Origin of the sequence: Methanogenium sp. S4BF (assembly GCF_029633965.1) — an archaeon.
Classification (GTDB): Archaea; Halobacteriota; Methanomicrobia; order Methanomicrobiales; family Methanomicrobiaceae; genus Methanogenium.
Genome location: NZ_CP091277.1, coordinates 1,273,000 through 1,293,002 on the forward strand (window position 1 = coordinate 1,273,000; position 20,003 = coordinate 1,293,002).

General features: G+C 52.0%; 21 protein-coding genes and 1 CRISPR repeat array. Of the genes, 13 read left to right on the top strand and 8 right to left on the bottom strand.

The annotated features are described in order from the left end of the window. Positions 1-7 precede the first annotated feature (7 nt). From cas1e to L1S32_RS06170, 6 genes are all read left to right on the top strand, one after another. A complete protein-coding gene (cas1e, locus tag L1S32_RS06145; RefSeq protein ID WP_278154152.1) occupies positions 8-922 on the top strand; it encodes a type I-E CRISPR-associated endonuclease Cas1e in 915 nt (304 codons plus the stop codon). Further along, positions 903-1,277, top strand: coding sequence for a type I-E CRISPR-associated endoribonuclease Cas2e (gene cas2e, locus L1S32_RS06150; protein ID WP_278154153.1), 375 nt, complete (start codon positions 903-905; stop codon positions 1,275-1,277). Before cas1e ends, cas2e begins: the two co-directional genes overlap by 20 nt. Before the next feature lie 423 nt (positions 1,278-1,700). Beyond that, a CRISPR array of direct repeats spans positions 1,701-2,827; the repeat unit is 28 nt; unit sequence GAGTTCCCCACAGGCGTGGGGATGAACC. A 228-nt stretch (positions 2,828-3,055) separates the two neighbouring features. After that, a complete protein-coding gene (locus L1S32_RS06155; RefSeq protein WP_278154154.1) occupies positions 3,056-3,631 on the top strand; it encodes a hypothetical protein in 576 nt (191 codons plus the stop codon). Continuing rightward, on the top strand, positions 3,621-3,974 hold the full coding sequence (locus L1S32_RS06160) for a hypothetical protein (RefSeq protein ID WP_278154155.1): 354 nt from the start codon (positions 3,621-3,623) through the stop codon (positions 3,972-3,974). The genes L1S32_RS06155 and L1S32_RS06160 overlap by 11 nt, the downstream gene beginning before the upstream one ends. After that, a complete protein-coding gene (locus L1S32_RS06165; protein ID WP_278154156.1) occupies positions 3,971-6,868 on the top strand; it encodes a hypothetical protein in 2,898 nt (965 codons plus the stop codon). Before L1S32_RS06160 ends, L1S32_RS06165 begins: the two co-directional genes overlap by 4 nt. A gap of 226 nt (positions 6,869-7,094) precedes the next feature. After that, positions 7,095-7,226, top strand: coding sequence for a hypothetical protein (locus L1S32_RS06170; protein ID WP_278154157.1), 132 nt, complete (start codon positions 7,095-7,097; stop codon positions 7,224-7,226). A gap of 183 nt (positions 7,227-7,409) precedes the next feature. On the opposite strand, the gene L1S32_RS06175 is transcribed toward L1S32_RS06170, so the two are convergent. The 5 genes from L1S32_RS06175 to L1S32_RS06195 form a co-directional block, all read right to left on the bottom strand. Continuing rightward, positions 7,410-7,649 carry a DUF2769 domain-containing protein gene (locus L1S32_RS06175; protein ID WP_278154158.1) on the bottom strand — a complete coding sequence of 80 codons (240 nt, stop codon included), beginning with the start codon at positions 7,647-7,649 and terminating at the stop codon, positions 7,410-7,412. A gap of 770 nt (positions 7,650-8,419) precedes the next feature. Then, positions 8,420-9,544: an acyltransferase gene (locus L1S32_RS06180; RefSeq protein WP_278154159.1), complete on the bottom strand. Its 1,125-nt coding sequence runs from the start codon at positions 9,542-9,544 to the stop codon at positions 8,420-8,422. Positions 9,545-10,029: 485 nt separating this feature from the next. Then, positions 10,030-11,163: an ORC1-type DNA replication protein gene (locus L1S32_RS06185; protein WP_278154160.1), complete on the bottom strand. Its 1,134-nt coding sequence runs from the start codon at positions 11,161-11,163 to the stop codon at positions 10,030-10,032. A gap of 179 nt (positions 11,164-11,342) precedes the next feature. Beyond that, on the bottom strand, positions 11,343-11,582 hold the full coding sequence (locus tag L1S32_RS06190) for a hypothetical protein (protein WP_278154161.1): 240 nt from the start codon (positions 11,580-11,582) through the stop codon (positions 11,343-11,345). Between the two features lie 390 nt (positions 11,583-11,972). Then, positions 11,973-12,158 carry a type II toxin-antitoxin system HicB family antitoxin gene (locus L1S32_RS06195; RefSeq protein ID WP_278154162.1) on the bottom strand — a complete coding sequence of 62 codons (186 nt, stop codon included), beginning with the start codon at positions 12,156-12,158 and terminating at the stop codon, positions 11,973-11,975. A 94-nt stretch (positions 12,159-12,252) separates the two neighbouring features. On the opposite strand from L1S32_RS06195, the gene L1S32_RS06200 reads away from it, so the two are divergent. From L1S32_RS06200 to L1S32_RS06215, 4 genes are all read left to right on the top strand, one after another. Beyond that, positions 12,253-12,420 carry a type II toxin-antitoxin system HicB family antitoxin gene (locus L1S32_RS06200; RefSeq protein WP_347403376.1) on the top strand — a complete coding sequence of 56 codons (168 nt, stop codon included), beginning with the start codon at positions 12,253-12,255 and terminating at the stop codon, positions 12,418-12,420. A gap of 309 nt (positions 12,421-12,729) precedes the next feature. After that, positions 12,730-13,233 carry a hypothetical protein gene (locus L1S32_RS06205; RefSeq protein WP_278154163.1) on the top strand — a complete coding sequence of 168 codons (504 nt, stop codon included), beginning with the start codon at positions 12,730-12,732 and terminating at the stop codon, positions 13,231-13,233. 45 nt (positions 13,234-13,278) lie between these two features. After that, positions 13,279-13,827: a nucleotidyltransferase domain-containing protein gene (locus L1S32_RS06210; RefSeq protein ID WP_278154164.1), complete on the top strand. Its 549-nt coding sequence runs from the start codon at positions 13,279-13,281 to the stop codon at positions 13,825-13,827. 342 nt (positions 13,828-14,169) lie between these two features. Continuing rightward, entirely contained in the window at positions 14,170-14,367 is a 198-nt protein-coding gene (locus L1S32_RS06215) for a hypothetical protein (RefSeq protein ID WP_278154165.1), read from the top strand. 59 nt (positions 14,368-14,426) lie between these two features. Here the strand turns inward: L1S32_RS06215 and L1S32_RS06220 are convergent, their stop codons facing one another. Together L1S32_RS06220 and L1S32_RS06225 are read right to left on the bottom strand one after the other, a co-directional pair. Further along, positions 14,427-14,717, bottom strand: a complete 291-nt coding sequence (locus tag L1S32_RS06220) for a hypothetical protein (RefSeq protein ID WP_278154166.1) — start codon at positions 14,715-14,717, stop codon at positions 14,427-14,429. Positions 14,718-14,946: 229 nt separating this feature from the next. Continuing rightward, entirely contained in the window at positions 14,947-15,825 is an 879-nt protein-coding gene (locus L1S32_RS06225) for a LysR family transcriptional regulator (protein WP_278154167.1), read from the bottom strand. A gap of 133 nt (positions 15,826-15,958) precedes the next feature. Here L1S32_RS06225 and L1S32_RS06230 point away from each other — a divergent pair, with 133 nt between their 5' ends. Together L1S32_RS06230 and L1S32_RS06235 are read left to right on the top strand one after the other, a co-directional pair. Then, a complete protein-coding gene (locus tag L1S32_RS06230; protein ID WP_278154168.1) occupies positions 15,959-16,849 on the top strand; it encodes a DMT family transporter in 891 nt (296 codons plus the stop codon). Between the two features lie 308 nt (positions 16,850-17,157). Beyond that, positions 17,158-17,655 carry a hypothetical protein gene (locus L1S32_RS06235; RefSeq protein WP_278154169.1) on the top strand — a complete coding sequence of 166 codons (498 nt, stop codon included), beginning with the start codon at positions 17,158-17,160 and terminating at the stop codon, positions 17,653-17,655. A 193-nt stretch (positions 17,656-17,848) separates the two neighbouring features. Here L1S32_RS06235 and L1S32_RS06240 read toward each other — a convergent pair whose 3' ends face one another. Beyond that, positions 17,849-19,174 carry an ATP-binding protein gene (locus L1S32_RS06240; RefSeq protein ID WP_278154170.1) on the bottom strand — a complete coding sequence of 442 codons (1,326 nt, stop codon included), beginning with the start codon at positions 19,172-19,174 and terminating at the stop codon, positions 17,849-17,851. A gap of 211 nt (positions 19,175-19,385) precedes the next feature. Between L1S32_RS06240 and L1S32_RS06245 the strand changes: the two genes are divergently transcribed. Next, on the top strand, positions 19,386-19,538 hold the full coding sequence (locus L1S32_RS06245) for a hypothetical protein (protein ID WP_278154171.1): 153 nt from the start codon (positions 19,386-19,388) through the stop codon (positions 19,536-19,538). Positions 19,539-20,003: the final 465 nt, after the last annotated feature.

The following is a 20,003-nucleotide window of genomic DNA, read 5'->3' on the forward strand; positions in this document are numbered from 1 at the left end:
GATCAGGATGGATCTCCCTCCCCTCCGCCCCATTCCGATAAAAGAACGGACCTCCCTTGCTTTTCTTGAGAAGGGGCTGCTTGACGTTATTGACGGTGCATTTGTCCTTGTCGATAAATTTGGTGTGCGTACCCAGATTCCCGTGGGCGGGATCGCCTGCCTGATGCTTGAACCGGGGTCTCGGGTGTCACATGCCGCAGTTGTGCTTGCAGCCCGTGTCGGTTGTCTGTTAGTATGGGTGGGTGAAGCTGGTGTGCGCCTGTATTCTGCCGGGCAGCCCGGGGGTGCACGTGCTGACAGGCTCCTGTACCAGGCTCAGCTTGCACTGAATGAGGACGCGAGAAAAAAGGTCGTCCACAAGATGTTTGCAATGCGATTTGAGGGATCATATCCTTCTTATCTGTCCATTGACCAGTTGCGGGGAATGGAGGGGGTACGGGTAAAAGAAATTTACACACGCCTTGCACAATCCCATGGGGTGGAGTGGAAAGGGCGGAGGTATAACCCGGATGACTGGGAAGAGGGAGATCATTCCAATCGCTGCCTGAGTGCAGCAAATGCCTGCCTGTATGGAATCAGTGAGGCGGCCATACTTGCAGCAGGGTATGCACCGGCCATTGGGTTTTTGCATTCCGGGAATGCCCGTTCTTTTGTCTATGATGTTGCAGATCTTTTTAAGTTTGAAACTGTTGTTCCTGCAGCATTTGCCGTTGCTGCAGAAAACCCGGATAATATCGAGATGGCGGTCCGCCACAGGTGCCGTGATATGTTTCGGGAGACACGGCTATTGAAACGTATTATTCCCACGATTGACGATGTGCTTGCGGCAGGTGGGCTTGCCCCTCCCGGAATTCCTGCTGATGCCCACCCTGCTGCATTGCAGGACCGGAAAGGGATTGGCGATGTTGGTTATCGTAACTGAAAATGCCCCTCCCCGCCTCAGGGGGCGGCTTTCGGTATGGCTTCTTGAGGTAAAGGCCGGTGTCTATGTCGGCAGGTACTCGACCCGTGTCCGGGAAATGATCTGGGAGCAGGTGACTGATGGTATTGGTGACGGGAATGCAGTTCTTGCATGGTCAACCAATACAGATTCAGGATTTAACTTTGAAACGATAGGAAAAGACCGGCGCATCCCCTGGGACAGGGGGGACGGGGTTAAGTTTATCTCATTCCTTCCACTGGAAGAGGGGGGCAAAAACCCGGATATGAGTGGTTCCGGCACGAAAATTGATCTGTTTGCAGACGAGTATGGAGGAGAATATTCCGGAAAATTGTGATATAAATAGTGCTGAATGGATGGGGAGATGAACAGCAGTAAATGAATGGTGATGAATATGTTCCTGGACTGATTCTCTATGGACTGCTCTTTTTTGCTGGATGCAATTGGAACCAAATGATTTTTTTGGGATCTGGTACTGGTACCATGACGATATAATGAATACCAATATCAATTATCGATTCAAATGAAATCTATTAGGGTAGTACAATCATTTTCCAATGATTGATATCAACAAATCCCTTGTACATATCTGCTGACGCTGCAATCATCAAACCGGGAATAGAAGATAATGAGGTGGAGTAGTAATTGAGGATAGTAAATAATTATTACATAATAATACCAAATCTATTTTCCAATAATACAATCCGATACATATATCACCAATTATTCTGAAATTAATTCATTGTATATAAATTGAAGAGAGTTCCCCACAGGCGTGGGGATGAACCTTCATCAATGGACAATTTATGCCATTTTTTCTCGAGTTCCCCACAGGCGTGGGGATGAACCTGGACTACAAGACCAAAGAGTTGTACAAAAAGCGAGTTCCCCACAGGCGTGGGGATGAACCGGCACTATCTGCTATGGTCTATGGCATCGATCAGAGTTCCCCACAGGCGTGGGGATGAACCTTGCTGCATTTGTTGTGGCGGGTGTTACTGAGAGAGTTCCCCACAGGCGTGGGGATGAACCTGCTCCCGGCAGGATTCGAACCTGCATCGCGTCGAGTTCCCCACAGGCGTGGGGATGAACCTCCCGGATTTTAGCGAAGTCTTTGATCTTATTGGAGTTCCCCACAGGCGTGGGGATGAACCGGTCCGTATAACCAACACCGCCTGTCACGGGATGAGTTCCCCACAGGCGTGGGGATGAACCTCTCTTTTGGATTGTGGATCACCTCTCTTTCTGGAGTTCCCCACAGGCGTGGGGATGAACCTACATGGTACTGTCGCCGGCACTCGACCGGAGGGAGTTCCCCACAGGCGTGGGGATGAACCTAAGTTATGTTACTTGCACTTATATAGGGGTTTGAGTTCCCCACAGGCGTGGGGATGAACCGCGGTCCGCCTCCAGATGTGCAGTGCCGGCAATGAGTTCCCCACAGGCGTGGGGATGAACCTGCCTTTTGACACTCATTGAAATAGTGGTTATAGAGTTCCCCACAGGCGTGGGGATGAACCTACCACATTATCAGGAACTACTGGTGTTGATGGGAGTTCCCCACAGGCGTGGGGATGAACCCAAACACAACGACACTATCAGATCAAAAACGATGAGTTCCCCACAGGCGTGGGGATGAACCTTTTTCGGCTATCACCAACCAGGAACCGATAGTGAGTTCCCCACAGGCGTGGGGATGAACCTAACAGTGCACCTGGTTTTGAGTGTCGCATTAAGAGTTCCCCACAGGCGTGGGGATGAACCTATGCATATCAGTCATATTTTATTACTGTCAGTGAGTTCCCCACAGGCGTGGGGATGAACCTACACACTATCAGCAGATGAGATGAGCAGAGAGGAGTTCCCCACAGGCGTGGGGATAAATCTCCTTATCCACGACGAAGGTGTTGAAAAGAGAGTTACTTTCATACCGCACGAAAGTAAAAAACACAAAAAATAATCCCGCACCACCACCCGTTTTAATTTTCAACCCCAAATCACCCAGATAGCCCACCAATAATCCCCTCCCCCTTTCACCACGCGTGGTTCTTCTTCATATCCTCCGCCACCCACCGTGTATTGTGCACAACCGATCGTGCACAGGTGGATACCACCATGAGAAAAACCGAACATAAAACCGAACCAAAAACCAAACAAAAAACCGAACCGGGAGCCGAACAGAAGGCTGAACGAAACACCATACCGAAACCCGAACAGCATACCACCCGCACCCCCGGCCAGCCAGAGACCATCGTCCGGGGCGGGAGAGATGGTGAGGAAACGAACCGGCAGGTTATACCGAACAGAAAGGTGCAGAGATGCAGACCCGCAGTGCCGGCAGAAGAGGGCAGCCCCACCGCACCACCCTGCGCCAACAGTGAAATGTCCGGAACTGCCGGTGAACATCCGGCGGCTGAGGGCATGCAATCAGCGGTGCATGAACAAACCGCCATCCAGGCCGGGCCGGTCCCGCTCTATCTCATCCCGCAGACCATCTCCTCGGGGATTCATGCCCACGGCGGGGAGATCTCGGAGATTACCGTCCGGCGGACGGGCCAGCATGTCTACGCGATTACGCTGACCACGGTGCCGAAGCGGAAGCGGGCGCGGAAGCAGACACCCCGGCAGGGAACGAGGCAGGGAGCAGTGCGGGGAGCAAAGCAGGCCGGAGGTGACGCCGATGCAGACTGAGCCCGGCACCCTCTCCCCCGGGAACGGCGGGGGGCTCTGCCTCGCCCTTGCGGAGGAAACCTACCGGCTCGCCAGAGATGACATCCACACCCTGCTCTTCTACGGGCAGAGCGTGCCCCTCACCCGGACGGAAAGGCAGGTCCACCCGGACGGCACCATTGTGGCCGCCGCGGTCATCGACGGGCATATCGCCGTCCATGTATCCGGGCGGGCCGTCCTCATCACCACACGGGCCGGGCTGTACTCCATCCCGTTTGTGAGTTTCCAGCGGGTCGCCCGCGGTGAAGCCGCCTCGGCCCCCCTCTTCCCAGCAATGCCGGCCTATGCAGGGGGCTGCCGATGAATGCCGGGCAGACGCAGGAGATACGGGAGGCCCTCTCCCTCCTCTTTTCCGAAGGTGGTGTCGTCGAACTCCGTGCGTTAGGCGACGGGGGGGTCCACAGCGGCTACTTCAGCGACTTCGATGCCCTTGCCGAGCGGGCGGCGGCGCTGGACACATTCCCCGGCGTGCACGGCGTGTATGTCACCTTAAACGAGGTGAACCCGGCCCTCCTTTCCCGCCGGGCGAACCGGGTGAAGCAGCGGCTCTCCCGGACAGACGCCACCACCGCTGACGCCGACATCTGCCGCCGCCGGTGGCTCCCCATCGACTTCGACCCGGTGCGGCCGAGCGGGGTCTCGGCGACCGATGCGGAGCATGCCGCTGCCCTCGAACGGGCCGAAACGGTGGCCGCCTGGCTCACACAGCGGGGGTTCCCGGCACCGGTCCTCGCCGACTCCGGGAACGGGGCCCACCTCCTCTACGCAATCGACCTCCCGAACGACGGGGAGGCCGCCCGGCTGGTGAAGGAATGCCTCACCGTCCTTGATGCCCTCTTCTCAGACGGTACCGTCCACTGCGACACGGCAAACTTCAACGCAGGCCGCATCTGGAAATGCTACGGCACGACGGCCAGAAAGGGCGACCACACCCCGGAACGCCCCCACCGGCAGGCCCGCATCCTCTCTGCCCCGGATGAGCCCGCCATCGTGCCGGTCGGCCTGCTCAACGACCTCGCCAGGTCCATTCCCCGCTCCGCCCCGGAAGCGGAACAGGGCAGGCGCCGGGGCTCGTTTGACCTCGGCCGGTGGCTCGGCAGACACGGCATCGCCGTCAGGACAGAGCGGCCCTGGCAGGGAGGGACGCTCTATTCCCTTGCAGCATGCCCGTTCTCCACCGCCCACACCGACGGGGCGTTTGCCGTCCAGTTCGCAAACGGGGCGGTCTTTGCCGGGTGCCACCACGACTCCTGCGGCGGCGGGACGCAGCGGTGGCAGGAGCTCCGGGCGATGTATGAGCCGGAGCGGGCCGCGGGGAAGAGAAACGGCACGGAGTCGTCAGACGGTTCGGAGGAACCGGCGGTGGACCCCTCCCCGGTCCCATCACCCTCTTTGGCAGTACCGGATATGCAGGAATACCGGAGACAGGCCCTTGAAATCCTCACCACCGGCGATCCGCTCAGCTTCCTCCTCGACGTCTTCCACCGGGACCATGTCGGTGACCGGACCGTCGCGGAGTGCCTCATCATGTCGGTCGCCTCACAGTCCGTCGAGAACACCTCCGGGCTGCACGTCGCCATCTCCGGCACCTCCGGCAAGGGCAAGACCCATGCCTGCAACGCGATGGTCCGGCTCCTGCCGGAAGAATACCGGCTGAAGGGCACGGTCTCCGATAAGGCACTGTACTATTATGATGACCTCCGGCCGGGGACGGTGCTCCTCTTCGATGACGTCACCCTCTCGGATGATATGCAGGAACTCCTGAAGTCGGCCACGGCGAACTTCCGGGAGCCCATCCAGCACCGGACCCTGACCCGTGAACGCCAGCTGAAGCTCTGCACCATCCCGGAGCGCTGTGTCTGGTGGCTCGCGAAGGTGGAGAGCATCGGCGACGATCAGGTGATGAACCGGATGCTCACCGTCTGGATTGACGACTCGGCCGCCCAGGACCGGGCCGTGCTTGAGCACCTGAAGAAGTCGGAAACAGGCGATATGCTCTCTTTATCGGATGACCCGGATGTGCCTGTCTGCCGGGCGATGTGGGAGATACTCAAAGGTGCGGTCCGGAAGGTGAAGATCCCGTTTGCAAAGCGCATCTGTTTCTCTGTCACGCACAACCGGCGCAACCCGGCGATGCTCTTTGACCTGATCAAGTGCCACGCCCTGCTGCACCATCTCCAGCGGGAGACCGATGCGGACGGGACACTCATCGCCACCGGTGATGACTTTGCCTACGCCCGAACACTCTTTTCCGCCATCAACGGTGGTGGAGGCGGCCAGGAGACGAAACTGACGAAGAACGAAGCAGCGGCGCTGGAGTCGATTGCCCGGATGGACCTGCAGGTCTTCACTATCCGGCAGCTCCAGGACATTCTCGGACTTTCGTATTACCAGACCTACCGGCTTTTGCACGGCTATTCGGTGAACCGAACGACATACCAGGGTGTTCTCGACAAGTGCCCCGCAATCAGTCTCATCGATGCCACCGTTGCAGAGGAATTCTGCGGGGTTGAGGGGCGGCAGCGGAAACACTATTTCTCCTTTGACCTGGTGCAATACCGGAAATGGTCTGCACAAGCCGATGTATGGCTTGAGGAGGATGGAAATGATGACCGGAACGGCAATGGCCCTGATGGCAGCGGCAAAACGGGCGATACCGGAGATGGTTGCACCTTTGCAGCAGCTTTGCATACAAAAACGAAAGATATTGCAAAGCGAAACAAAGGACGATTCGTTCATCATATTCCAAAAAAGGACAATGTAATAGAGAGATGTACAGAGAGTACACGTACTTTGCATACTTTGCAGGGATCATACAGCAATCCTGATTCGGCATCTGGTGGGAATGATGGTGTCTGTGATCCCTGCAGCATTGCAAAGAGATCCGGGAACCCGCCAATACGTGGTTCAAATGAGGATTCGGGTCACAATTCGCAGGATTATCTTTGCAAACCGGATTGCAAAGCTATGCAAAGTCACGCACCCATGCAAAAAACAGCGGAACAAGGAGCCACGCTTCCCCTCCCCGGCATCCTCGACCACCGGGACTTCCACCATTCATCCGTCTCCCTCGGCCACTGCACGCTCTGCGGTGACGGGGCGGCGGTCTATCACTCAGACGAACTGCTGGCGAGTGTCTGCGAAAGGTGCTATGCCCGGCTCGTGCGGGAGTGGAACCTGGGGGAAGGGGTGGGGTGATTGAAATGAACAGAATTATTCAAAAAAATTCAAATTTTAGGATTTTTGAATGGTGCCAATGTCCAACAGCACAGGATTTTGAGAATTGCACGTTAAATGCAAGGTAAAACCATACGAAAACACACACGTATCTCGTTACGAAATACACCATAAAATTCGGGTCAGTTTCGCACAGAACAATGATGAGCGGGTGTTCCGTCCGGTCTTTGAAAAGGTGTTCAAGGATATGCCCATTCAGCGGTATGAACAGAATGACGAATTCCTTGTTCGCATATTCAACGATTCTGCATTCATGCACGACACCATGGACCTCATGCGCTCAGACATCTACCGGAAGATCAGGACCGCACAGGTCTGAGATTTCCTCTCTCTTTGATTGATTCGGGGAATCGTGATCATCTCCCGGCATCTGTTATTGCATGGTGACCTTCATCAGGGCAGGACGGTACAGTTCTCCTTTTTTTGGCACGTCCCCGTTCGTATCCATTACCGTGAATGTGGTCCCGGACAAACCTGGTACCCCTGCATATCCGGCAGGGCATCACATCTTCGATTGTTCATCTGCTGAACCTTTTGTGCAGAAACTGATGTGTTTCAGTCCTGCATTTTTGAATGCCTGACAGTTGCGACAGACGCACCCTTTTTCCTCATGGATGCATGCACTCTTTCCGATCGCATCAACACAGTATCCACCCTTCTCTCCGCAATTGACCCAGCTCGGACAGGTCATGCAAATACACATGCCGAGCACCTCATCCAATGTAGCAGCCTTTAGTGCCATGTCTCCCCCCCCTATTCTCTCATACCAATAAGGGGCAGGATATATCGTTAGTATAGTATAATGATTGCCACGGGCTGAAATTTTCAACACTGATTTCCCATTCCCATCAGAGCGTATGGATACTGATGTTCGGGCAGGTCTTCAGGGGTACCCTGCTGCGGAGTTTTTCACCCCGCAGGGGGAGTACATTCTTTTAAAAACGACATTCCCCCTTCCAGGCATACGGGTAAAATAACCGGATTCAGACGATAAGGGCTGAGACGGACAATGGCGGATCTGGTGCGACGAAGACGAAATACGAACCGGACCGCTCTCTCTGGGTGGCATGGGCGGCAGCGTTGTATCGGGTGCATGTGTTTTCCGGGGAATTGTGCCGTCACAGAAACGGATTGTCATTTCCGACAGATATCCCGAATCAGGGAAATGCAATGTGCGTTCGAATATGGTGCGCTCTCTACTAGCATTGAAGGCAGTCTAACGGTGCACAAAGGGGAGAGATTTCGGCGCCATTCTGCCTTTACGCGGAATCCTTTGGCCATACGCCGGTTCACCGGCAGTCGGTGTCGCCCTGAAGGGGTGACATCTGCGGCGACGGGGCGGCGGTGTACCATTCGGAAGTGCAGCTCAAAAGCGTCTGCAAAGCGTGGTGTGCAGGCATGTCCGGGAGTGGAACCGGAGCCAGGGGATGATGTGATGGTGAATGGGATATGTGAGGAATCTGAGGGAGGGAGTGATGCTCCCCCGATGCATCACCCTGCAGGAAATGGCCGCTATCGGGTAGTGCCAATAATGTATTTGCTATAGGGGAGCTTTTGGAGAATCTCAACCGAGAGGTAACTCAGAATGAGAACCAGACAAAAGGTCACGGGATAGAACAGCCAGTCATTCCAGTCGAATCCGGCATAGGGGAATACGACGACGAAAAGCGACACAAAGGAGGCATGAACCAGGTAGATGCCGAATGAATAATGGCCGATTTTTTCCAGGAGTATCACGTTCCGGGTTCTGTTGGCTACAAGATGCAGGGAGAGGCTGAGGCAGAGGGCAAATATGAGCACATAAAACAAGGGCGTGAGTGCCGCAGCAATATACTGCCAGTACTGTCCGACAAAGGGATGGATGAGGGTGAGGTCATAGGCAAAGAATTTCTGAGCGTAGCCAAAGATACCAAGAACGGTGCCGCAAATCAGGGGTATCGCCATCCAGTACACGGATCTGTCCGGGACATATTTCAGCACTTCGTCATATCTGCTCAGAACAACCATCCCCAATATGAAATAGAACAGATATCCGATAAACAGGGTAGCCACCCCCAGTATCGGGGTGGCAGTTCCCATGATGTATACATCGGGTATCGGAGAGGAATTGTAGATCACTCCGATGAGGAAGGAGGCAAAGAGGAGTGCTGACGTTTGGCCTCTCGACGTGCAATAATCGTAGATCCGGACGATGGCAGGATAGAGGAGATAAAACTGGATAATCAGGACAAAAAACCAGAGGTGATAATAGCATCCGCCTGTCAGGTATCGGTATATGATATGGGGAATGTCAAAACTGACGGATGTGCCCAACACCAGTGAGCCTGCATAGGTCACTCCCAGATAAAATGTCGAAAAGATAAGATATTGGGGCAGAACGGATTTCATGCGTTTTTCATAGAACGTTTTGACATCTACTGCACCGGAATATTTGTTGTACAGGACAAAGCCGGATATGCATATGAACAGAGGTACGGCAAAATGACAGAACGCATCAATTGCCATGTATACCAACGTCAGTAGCGTAATGCCACCCATTATCTTGAAATGATCCGAAACGTGAATGCTGATTACGGCTAAAATGGCAAAGGCCCGTAAAATATTGATTTCATCGAAGTAACGGGCCTTATTCTTCATTACACCTGATTTGTCAATCCGGGGCATATTATAATTATCTGAAATTTTTTTGGAGTTATGTCTATCATGGTTGTCCTGATGGTCTTTTAAAAAACAGACCGCGTGTTTTCCCATGCAGGGGCGATCAATTACCGGTACGATACATCTCTTTCAGACCAGCAAATCTGCACGATGCCGGTGGCCTCAGGCGCTGACCGGTGGAAACGTGAATTTTTGACAATGATTGCAATACAGGGAGACGAAAAGGGGAAACAAAGAAGGTGGCATGCACATTTTCGTTCCCCGGTATACCGGACCACCGGAACGTTCGCCGGTCATCGGTCTGCCCTGGTGCGTGGGAGCCTCTGTGAAGAGAACGCGGCCGTCTATCATTTCCGAATCCCTGAGCCGGTGAGCGTTTGCGAAGGGGGCTGTGCCCCGCTCACGGGGGAAAATGGAACCGGAAGAACGGGGTGCGGCAGGAAAGGGATCCGATACGGCCCGGATCACCCGACCCCGCACGCCTCCCGGACCGTTCCGGCATCATACCGCAGGACGATCTGCCGGGTATTGCCGTGATACGGGGGACGAAACATCTCAATCAGCCCCAGGTTCCGGAACTTTTCGAGGCGTTCAAAGAAGAGCGTGTAGCACATCGGGACCTCTGCCTGCAGCGCCCGGTAGAGTTTGCCGGAGACCATCTCCCCCTCCCCGGTCTGGTGCAGGACGGCCATCCGGCACAGCATCCGCCGCTCGTCCTCCCGGAGTCCCCGGACGACCTGCTTCAGGTGGGGATGGCCGACCCGCAAAACGGCGGTGCGTACATCGGCCCCGGTCACCGTTTTGCGCCCGTCGGATTCCGCCAGCCGTACTGCTGCATGCAGCAGGCTGATGCCCACCCGGAGGTCGGTGTCCCGCATCGTCTCCTGCACGATGGCATCCAGCACCTTTGATGGGAGGACGTCCGGGTACAGCCCGGCCCGGACCCGGTCATGGAGAATGGCACGCACCTCCTCCTCCCCGTAGGGCGGGAAGATGACCTCATTGGGCCGGAAGACCGAGATCACCGACGGGCTGAGAAACGGGAGAATGGAGATGTCCGGGCTGTTGATTGTGGCGATGACACCGGTTTTGACGCCCGGATACTCCTCGTGCAGCCGGAGCAGGGAGCGGAGCACCCTCTCGAGGATATGGTCATGGAAGAGGAAGTTGGCATCATCGAGGCAGATGAGAAGGACAGCACCCCGTCTGATGAGTTCTTCACACAGGGCCTCAATGAGGGAGGGGACGGAGACGCCGGAGACGGGCGGTTTCTGGCGGAACACGGCGGCGTAGATCTTCCGGAACACCCGGTATTCGGTCTGCACCGTCTGGCAGTTGACAAAGACCGGTATGATTCCGGGTATGGCCTCTTCGATCTCGGTGAAGCACCGTTTCACCGAGGTGGTCTTCCCGGTGCCCGGCGGACCACGCAGGATCATATTGAGGGGGCGGCCGCCGTGGATGGCGGGCCGGATGCACTCTGCGATCTGGCGAAGCTGCGTGTCACGAAACCGGAATATCTCCGGCATATGGTCAATATCAAGAACATCCAGGTCCCTGAAGAGCGTTTCATTCGACATCAAAAAATTATGCCTCATGCACAGAGATAGGAGTGGGGATGTTTAGGGGAATACCGTGGAGGGTAAAAGTGTAATTTGCCTTTTTATGCGATTATTTCTGATTATATGCACGATTTATGCGTTTTACTAGATCAGACACCAACTATTGCCGTGATATGGAAACGGTTACGGCTTTGAAAGCCGGTTTCGGCATGCGCTCACCCCACGTACTGGAAGAGCCACGCCACAATCCCGCCGGTAACTCCGCTGAGGCCGGCACAGACACCGCCCAGCCGCTTCTCTGCCCCGGTTTTTTCGGCCCGCCACCCTTCGAGTGCCCGGATACGGGCCTCAAAGTCGGCATCCGTCTCCTTCATCTCTTCAAGCGTCCGGCAGATCCATTTCACATCGCGGTGCGTCTCGATGATTTTCGCGGCCAGATCATCCTTCATTTTCATCAGCAACTCCGTATATTCTTTGTATAGGATCTGCCGGCAGGCGGGATAAGTATTACTTATGGTAATATTTTGGCATATCTGTCGACAGGGGGCGGGTGTCACGCAGCGTGACATTCAACTATGGGAATAAGAATACGAGGCTGGGAAAAATGGATTTAATTCAGTTCAAAGAACTCTTCTCTGGTAAGATGGGTTTGTTTTTAGTATTGAAATCAGCGTTCACCGTGGCACAGGATTTCTGTGAGGGATAATAACCAACAGCTTATTTCCAGCAGCATCCACCTTGTACAGTGCGACATGACTCCCCTTGCCCTGATGAGGGGCTACCTCAAAACCGGCTTTTTTTAATGTACGAATAATGGTATCAGATGAAACCAGGAGGGAGTCTGGTCATCCCTCTCCCTCAACAATTGAGGTGAATGTATGGCGGGATGGTATGGAAGGTTCAGGATCCTTTATGATGCCAAGAGCACGGGCATTTTCCAGATACAGCTCTATTGCCTCCTGGATAGTATCAAGTGCATCCTGGGGTGAATCACCGCAACCGGCACCTTCCAGTTCCTGGCATCCGGACACATATCCTCCTCTTCCCATATTGAAACAGTAAACCGCATTTATGTCATTCTATCACCCGTTACTGCGTAAATGATTCATGCAGATCATATAATTTCTGCCTCAAACGTGTGATCTTCCAGGATGTGTGGCTACGGGAGCGACCCGCGAGGAGGCAGAAGAGCGAATGCACGAGGCTACCCAACTCCACATCGAAGGTCTGAGAGAGGATGGGTTTCCGGTACCCATGTCACGATCTTCAGCCATTTATGTAGCGGTCCGCTAGGCAGGACATATTCCTTCTGCTCTTCATATTTATCCCGGATGTGCATTTCCCGGAACCAAAGACCGGATGTTCTTCTCATTTTTCCCAAATGATTTCCCCGGTGCGGCGATGATAATTGTGCAGTGAACATGACGATTCCGCCGGTGCGCCCGGAACAATTCTGCGCCAGAATTACCCGTTGTTTACTTTCACAACGCCGCATTTGCCCTGCATTGGTTCCGATGTTAAGGCACGCATATATTACTCAAAGTAATAGTTTAGTATGTCAGTCGCATCCCGGGAACCGGCTGGCCCAGGAGTGTGCAAATCATGGCAGACTTTATCCAGACAACAAACACCAGAAGTGCGGTGCGGGACCTTTCCGTCCCCATCGCCAACATCACCACCTTCGATGCCCTCGTGCAGGACATCATCGACACCAACCCCTTCGGCTGCACTGCGTATGTCGAACAGGGTGTGACCATCGACCCGGTTGTCCGTTCCAAAGAAGCGTATGACGCGAAGATCGTCTATGAAAACCTCGAAGCCGATACGGTCGGCGACCTCTCCGTCAGGGTTGCATCCGTCACCGCGTTCGGCACCGCTGCCGCCCACGTGATGGCCGACGGCGACCTTGCCACGGCAATCGGCGGGACCCCGTCCCGCAACACGGCAAAGGACACCTTCTCCTGCAGGCTGAAGTGTCATGACCCGAACGGCGAAATCTACTACGTGACCCTCTCCCGCTCGAAGGTCCGCATCTCATCCTACGCGGATGATGCCATCCGCACCACGGTTGAGGCATGGGCTGACGGGATACCAGAACTTTCCTGAAACCTCCCGGCGGATGCCGGTGAAACAGGGGATTTGCCCCTGTTTTTGCCAGGCATCGGCGATGGAAAGAGAAAACCGGCGCTGGTTTTTATATGTATTCCACCTAGTCCCGAATTACCAGGTGAAATCACTACGTCTTTTGGAGATTCCCCGATAGGGGAAATAAAACAGGATCTGACCGATTCGGATAAAGAACGAATCATCAGTCAGATCACGACATATCTCTCCGGCGTAGATGATCTGATGATTGGGTATCTCTACGGTTCGTTCCCCGTTCGGAATGATTTTCATGACATTGACATCGGATTGCTTGTCTCCGGAGAGAGAGAACCCTATGAATCCTTCCGGTATGCCATGGACATCGCATCCGGCCTTGAACAGTCTATTACACCGAGGTTCGAGGTCGATTGCCGGATTCTTAATAGTGCACCTGTTCTGTTTCAGTATGAAGTGGTGAAAACAGGCATAGCGGTTTTTGTCCGTGACGAGAACATCCGGATTGACTTTGAAGCTGATGTGATGTCGGGATACCTTGATCAAAAACCCCTCTTTGACAGGATGGACAAAATGGTTCTCGCACCGGTGAGAGAATGAGAGTTCTTCATCATATGCAGGAGCTGCAGGATGCAGCGGATGACTGGAAGCGGTATCAATCCATCCCACGCGAAGACCTTTTTTCCACTCGTGATACCCGGAATATTCAAAGCAGACCGTCTACCCGCATAATACTGAGTTTACAATCGCAAAAATCAATAATATACATTATTAAAATAACTCCGGATTTTAACAATTCTCCCAAAGAACATCCATAACATCGAATCAAAAAATTGTAGAACATGTATAAAACTTGTATAAAACTTGTATAAAACTTGTATAAAACTTGTATAAAATCAGGTCAAAAAATGTGGAACTATGGTTGAATCTGCATAATCAAAAATGAATATGATCATCTATGAAAACCCTGATGCCGACACGGTAGGCGACGTCTCCGTCAAAGTGGCGTCTGTTGCCGCGTTCGGTACCGCTGCCGCCCATGTGATGGCAGACGACGGCCTTGCCACGGCAATTGCTATGCTTCTGTCCCTTCCCTGCGGCCGGGATGGTTCACACCGGCAGAATCATATGATGAGTTGATATACGCCCTGATGAGGCCATCATACGGGCCCCCGCTGCCGAAACCCTCACCGACAACCCTACAGCAGCTGCTGCATCGTAATACTCATATCCAGCGGGCCATCAGCGAACTCTTCCAGATCGGCATTGGTTAAAAACTGAGTCGTCGTGGATGCCATTCTCTCCTGCGCCCTGACAACCGGCGATAGCGGACCCCCGATGAGATCCGGCATTGGAAGGCCGTTTAACTGTGAACTATTTACGGTTGATGATGCAGCCGGGACAGGTGCTGCTCCGGCACACGGACATGCAGCGTTGCCTATCACGGCAACCAGAATCGCGACTGCAGCCACACGTTTCCATACTTCCATCCTCTGACACTCCCCCGATTGACAGGAAGAAGGGGGTTCTGCCGTATATAAATAACTCACGGATTTTATCTTCCCGGAAATCTGCGGTCTCCGGTGTTCGGTGCGATACAGGAGATATCGGTCCCTATGCCCTCTCGCGGCTGAGGTGAGCACATCCTTATGTACCTTCTGTCCGAAAGGGACTGTACCATTTTTGTGGTGATCCGAAAGGGGCACAGATTTTCTGTTCTTATTTCCTCTCCGGATTATTTCGGTATGGCAGATATTCCAGAAACCGCCTGACTGCAAGTGATGCGGATTTCATATCCTTCAGAGCAAGACCAATATCACGATAGGCAGGGACATCAAGTTCCCTTACAACAACGCGATAAGGGATTCTCTGCAGAATCAGTTCAGGGAGAATGCTGATCCCAAGCCCGCTTTCCACCATTGACATAATGGCATAATCGTCCCAGGTTATAAAATGAACCTTTGGTGAAATAGTATGCCGTTCAAAAATTTCAGAAATCTCAGCTTTTGCTCCTTTTTCCAGAAGCATAAACGGGTCATTGCATAATGCTTCAACAGGAAAATGAACACAGTCCGCCAGTGGATGGTTTTCCGGCAGTACCACCATTAACCGGTCCCGCTCTAAAAAGATCGTCTCAAGTCCGGGATTTGTCGGAAGCCTGATAAAACCGCAGTCCACACGTCCCTCAAGAATCCATTTTTCAATCTCTGTATAGTCACCGAGTAAGAGCTCATATTCAATATCAGGATACTTTTTCTGAAATTCTTTGATGATACGCGGCAGCCAGTGGGTAGCCACACTGGAAAATGTTCCGATTCGAATCAGTCCCGACTGAAGTCCCTTTAATTCATTGATCTGTGTCTGGAGATTCTGATATTCGGTGCATACGCTTTTGACATACGGAAGGATTTTTAGGCCATCGGAAGTGAGATGTGCGCCGGAACGTCCGCGCTCAAGAAGTGAAAGATTCCATTCTGTTTCCAGATCATTGATCATGCGACTGATTCCCGACTGAGAATAGCCCATGACTTTTGCAGCTTCGGTAAAGCTCCCGCATTCCACTGTTTTAACGAATGCCAGATATTTTTGTATATTCACGTTTCTGTCCTCCACCAAATATCTGATTATGTCATGACACGCATGAGATACATTTGATATTGTAATAATATGACATTACTGAGGCACATCAGTAAAAAATGAATGGTGAAAACCGGGCGGAGAAAAGCAGAAAGTGTACCTGAACAGTAATTACATCAAATACATCGCCGCACTGCTGTTGTTCGGCTCCAATGGTATTGTCGCGAGTTACATTGCCCTCAGCAGCAATGAAATTGTTCTGCTGCGTACGCTGACAGGTTCTTTATTTCTTCTTCTCATTTTCCTATGCCTGCATGAAGAGGTGCATATCCGCAGATATCCGCAGGACTTCCTCTATATCGTTATTTCAGGAATTGCTATGGGCATCAGCTGGATGTTCCTTTTTGAGGCCTATACCCGGGTAGGAGTCGGTATTGCCTCTCTTGCGTATTATTGCGGCCCGGTTATCGTGATGCTGGTATCTCCAATTATCTTCCGTGAAAAGATACACATTTCAATAGTACTCGGATTCATCAGCGTCCTTTTAGGCATGATCTGCGTGAACAGTCCTTTCATATCGAACGGTGGACTATCTTTCGGCCTTTTTTGCGGAATAATGTCTGCCGTTATGTATGCAGTGATGCTCATCTTCAACAAAAAGGCGACGAAGATACAGGGTCTTGAAAATTCTCTTTTTCAGTTATCGACGAGTTTCGTTGCTGTTGCCGTATTCACTCTGATTACGCAGGGAGTTGCGATTTCGATACCTGCGGAGAGTATTTTACCCCTTATCATTTTAGGGGTTGTAAATACCGGTGTCGGTTGTTATCTGTATTTCTCATCTATTGGCGGACTGCCTGTTCAGACGGTGGCAATATGTGGATATCTCGAACCGCTCTCGGCAGTGGTTCTCTCAGCGATAGTATTGGGAGAGTGCCTGAGTGGCATTCAGGAAATTGGTGCAGTGCTGATTATCGGCGGTGCTGCATTCGGGGAACTATTTCGAAGCAGAAAATTAATCAGGGAACATAACGCTGAAGGTTAAATCTCAGCCACCCCGGAATCCTAAGGGCCCCATTCTCAGCGCACCACGGGTGTTTGATTATGGGATGGATGAACAGGATTTCTGCTGTTGCATCATCGTTGCAGAAAATATACCAGTAGATCGGGTTTTCTGTTCCATTTTTGAGGTGAACGATGGTGAACGGCAGATTATATCGTGGCGTCTCTTGCAGGATCAGGGATCATTTTAGATTGCAGCTAAATATATCCCTAATTACTGACAGTAATTAATAATTGGAAAATATATCATCCACAGTAATTTATAAATAGTCCTACCCCCTAGTTGGGGGTATGAGCGCAATGGCTCCGTCTGAAAAAAACGAACAAAAACCTTCACCACCTTCACCGCCTTCACCGTATCGGGTGATACTGCATGGAAGGTTTTCCGACCCGACCATAAAAATCAGGGAATGCTCCTGTATCCTTGATCACTGGGACGTGTTTACCGAAAACACGGAAGACCGGATTCTGGATGAACAGATGTCAACGGCCATGATCGGGAGTGCCTACACCCAGTCCAGCCCACCGCTGACCCTTCGGCAGCTGTTTGGCCTCTGGCGCAACGGTCATGGAATCCATACCAGTTTCTATGATGAAAATAGCGAACCCGTAACCGAACCGCTCTATATGGTGGGCATGGGCGGCAGCGTACTGTCGGGCGCCTTTGTGTTCTGGGGCGTGGTGCCGTCACAGGGACTGATTGTCGTCTCCAATATCTCTCCCGAACCGGGGAGATGCAGGGTGCCGTCGAACAGCATCCTCTATGCAAAAGCGGCGAAGGGGGAGTAGGCGGGATATGCTGCAGTGGACGACTGGCTGCACCGGGCATGCTCCGCGGGAGACCGGTCGTTTACTTTTTTATTGTATAATGGATGTGTGAGCCCAAACCCTTCTTCCCGGCAAGGCCAGGCGTTTCCGGTTTTCAATTCTTCTGAGGACTGTGTTTTTGGATATCCAATACATACCCATCAGGTAAAAAACCTCAGAGATATGCCTTCAGTCTCCAGACAAGATATAACGGCATTTCCAGAACATCACCGTATTCATCCGAATGTCTGGCAATAGTATTGATACTGGCCCTTACAGCAATACGCGGCCGGTATTTTTTCCTGTACTCTGCAAGACTTCTTGAACGAGTCCTTCTTGCTGATTTAACCTCTACCGGAACGACATCAACGCCTTCCTGTATGATATAATCAACCTCGGCAATCCCGCCGGATTTCCAGAAAAATGGTCTTTGGAAATTGTTTGCAATTAGTTCTGTCAACACAAAATTTTCCGTTAAAATCCCCCGCATGTCGGCGGTAAGTGAAGAGGAGTCAAAAACGACATCTGCCGGGAATTTGCTCATCCTGCGTAAAAGTCCTACATCTGAGAAATAGATCTTGAAGTATGTAACGTCTGCATATGTTGTAACCGGAATATAGGGCCGCTCAATTTTTTCGACCTTATAGATGAGCCCTGCCGAGATCAGCCATTGCAGGGAATCTTCCAAATCACGGGCACGCATTCCCTTCTTTACATGGGAGAATATGAATTTCTGATTGTCCTTTGCAAGCTGTGCAGGGATTGCATTCCAGATAAGGGTAAGTTTTGGAAATTCTGATACGGACGCATATTTCACGAAATCCTTTTCATAATTACTGAGAATCTCGCTTTGTATTGTTTCTACAAGCCCGATGTCGTGGTTATTTACCCATGAGGTGACAACCTCGGGCATACCTCCCGTAATCAGGTATTCACGATATGCTTCTTCCAGTTTGCCGGTAAATACAGCGGATATCTTTTCATCGGGGGATAAATTAGTCAGGTGTTCGTAAAGGAGTTCTTCACCCTTTGCCAGGAGATATTCCGGGAAATGAAGAGGATACATCGTAAGCATCTGCACCTTCCCAACCGGAAATGAGACATTTTTACCCATCTGTGCAAGAGCAACACCCAACAGGGAACCGGCGGCAGCTACGTGGAGTTCGGGCAGGTTTTCGCAGAAATATTTGAGGGAAGTTATCGCACGAGGGCAGATCTGAATTTCGTCTAATATGAGGATGGTTGTTCCGGGCCGGATGGATTTATTCCTTAGGATGCCAAGGTCTTTGATGATTCTTGAAACATTCAGGTCGCTTTCGAATATCGTTTGCAGCCGGTCATCATATTCGAAGTTGAAATACGCGATATCTTTGAATTCCGCCTCGCCAAATTGCTTTAATATCCAGGTTTTCCCGCACTGGCGGATTCCTTCAATAATCACCGGTTTACGATCCCCACTGTCTTTCCATTTGAGTAAAGTATCGTACATAAACCGTTTCATAAAATGGCATTTGCACTTTTAAGTATATATTATGTGTGCCCATTACACATTTTTACAACCTAATTTGTGGAAAATGTACACATTTCTCTAACTTAAGATTGAAAGGGTGTGTGCCTATGTGAGATCTCTTGCCCGCATGCAGCACGTAAGAAGTTCTGATCTCGAAGGTCTCATCCTATGCGGATGACGCCATCCGGACCTCGGTTGAGGCATGGGCGGCAGCGTACTGTCGGGCGCCTTTGTGTTCCGGGGCGTGGTGCCGTCACAGGGACTGATTGTCGTCTCCAAGATCTCTCCCGAACCGGGGAGATGCAGGGTGCCGTCGAACAGCATCCTCTATGCAAAAGCGGCGAAGGGGGAGTAAGCGGGGATATGCTGCGGTGGACGACTGGCTGCACCGGGCATGCTCCGCGGGAGACCGGTCGTTTACTTTTTTATTGTATAATATATGTATCCAGTACACATTTTTACAACTTATTTTGTGGGAAATGTACACATTTCTCTAACTTAACATCTGAATCGGTGTGATTATAGGATTTCCAGCCTGCCTGCATGCGGCACGCAAAAAGTTATAATCTCAAAGGTCTCATCCCATGCGGATGACGCAATCCGGACCTCGGTTGGGGCATGGGCCGGACGGGAAGCCGGAGCTGAGCTGAGTTGAGTTGAACTCAGACGGGCTGAACTTTGACGGATTGAACAATCCAAAAACGGCCGGATAAATGCCGGAAAAAGGGACATTCACCCACCTGTTTTGTATTTTTTTGTGGGTTGCTTTAGTGGGCTGATTTATAGGCGATTTTTCATCATACGGAACGTACGAAAACAG

Bases quoted from the DNA above. Each gene is read 5' to 3' on its own strand.
- cas2e (WP_278154153.1), top strand. From the start codon at position 903: ATGTTGGTTATCGTAACTGAAAATGCCCCTCCCCGCCTCAGGGGGCGG.
- L1S32_RS06180 (WP_278154159.1), bottom strand. From the start codon at position 9,544: ATGAAGAATAAGGCCCGTTACTTCGATGAAATCAATATTTTACGGGCC.
- L1S32_RS06215 (WP_278154165.1), top strand. From the start codon at position 14,170: ATGAATATGATCATCTATGAAAACCCTGATGCCGACACGGTAGGCGAC.
- L1S32_RS06165 (WP_278154156.1), top strand. From the start codon at position 3,971: ATGAATGCCGGGCAGACGCAGGAGATACGGGAGGCCCTCTCCCTCCTC.
- L1S32_RS06185 (WP_278154160.1), bottom strand. From the start codon at position 11,163: ATGAGGCATAATTTTTTGATGTCGAATGAAACGCTCTTCAGGGACCTG.
- L1S32_RS06190 (WP_278154161.1), bottom strand. From the start codon at position 11,582: ATGAAAATGAAGGATGATCTGGCCGCGAAAATCATCGAGACGCACCGC.
- L1S32_RS06175 (WP_278154158.1), bottom strand. From the start codon at position 7,649: ATGGCACTAAAGGCTGCTACATTGGATGAGGTGCTCGGCATGTGTATT.
- L1S32_RS06160 (WP_278154155.1), top strand. From the start codon at position 3,621: ATGCAGACTGAGCCCGGCACCCTCTCCCCCGGGAACGGCGGGGGGCTC.
- L1S32_RS06240 (WP_278154170.1), bottom strand. From the start codon at position 19,174: ATGAAACGGTTTATGTACGATACTTTACTCAAATGGAAAGACAGTGGG.
- cas1e (WP_278154152.1), top strand. From the start codon at position 8: ATGGATCTCCCTCCCCTCCGCCCCATTCCGATAAAAGAACGGACCTCC.
- L1S32_RS06170 (WP_278154157.1), top strand. From the start codon at position 7,095: ATGCCCATTCAGCGGTATGAACAGAATGACGAATTCCTTGTTCGCATA.
- L1S32_RS06245 (WP_278154171.1), top strand. From the start codon at position 19,386: ATGGGCGGCAGCGTACTGTCGGGCGCCTTTGTGTTCCGGGGCGTGGTG.
- L1S32_RS06155 (WP_278154154.1), top strand. From the start codon at position 3,056: ATGAGAAAAACCGAACATAAAACCGAACCAAAAACCAAACAAAAAACC.
- L1S32_RS06205 (WP_278154163.1), top strand. From the start codon at position 12,730: ATGGCAGACTTTATCCAGACAACAAACACCAGAAGTGCGGTGCGGGAC.
- L1S32_RS06235 (WP_278154169.1), top strand. From the start codon at position 17,158: ATGAGCGCAATGGCTCCGTCTGAAAAAAACGAACAAAAACCTTCACCA.
- L1S32_RS06220 (WP_278154166.1), bottom strand. From the start codon at position 14,717: ATGGAAGTATGGAAACGTGTGGCTGCAGTCGCGATTCTGGTTGCCGTG.